This is a genomic window from Rhodobacter sp. P2_H5, assembly GCF_056403335.1.
In genome coordinates this window covers 1-532 of sequence record NZ_JBFUFS010000154.1, presented here as the reverse complement: position 1 = coordinate 532, position 532 = coordinate 1, and the positions used below count along the sequence as shown (strand labels likewise).

The 532-nt window shown below is 61.3% G+C and carries 1 protein-coding gene; it reads left to right on the top strand.

The window, feature by feature from the left end; translation table 11 throughout:
* Positions 1 to 532, top strand: a 532-nt coding sequence (locus AC1DVR_RS24055) for a conjugal transfer protein TraH (RefSeq protein ID WP_478003133.1), incomplete at both ends; no start/stop codon positions are given.

Here is a 532-nt window from a genome sequence, read left to right as displayed (position 1 = left end):
CTCTTCATGACGCTCTCCGTCACGATCATCACCCGGGCCGCCGCCACCGACAACGAAGGGCCGCGGCATCAGGTCATCACCCCGCGCGCCTTCACCCCCGACATGATCGAGGCCTTCGTCGAAGGCGGCACCCTCAAGGTGTTGCACTGCGATGAGACCGACAAATGTCTGGCCCCGACGCTGGTCGATGTGAACATCCCACAGTCCGAAGCCTTCTACGCCAGGGTCAGCACGATCCTGCAAGGGATCTCCGACGCGCTCCGCGATGACACCAAGCTCTCCCCCGATGCCGTCGGCCTGATCGGCATGACCTCAGTTCCGATCTACGACACCCTCAAAACCGCCCGCGCCTACAAGTTCCAGTTCACCGATGACGAAATCGCCCTTATCTCCGAGCTCGTCGCCATCGACTGCGCCATGCGCTACAGCCAAGACGCCATGCAGGAACTGGCGAAATCGGCGTCCAATACCGATGCCTTTGGGTCCATCATCGAGGAATTCCAGCAGTCGGTGTCCAAGACCCTCGATGCCT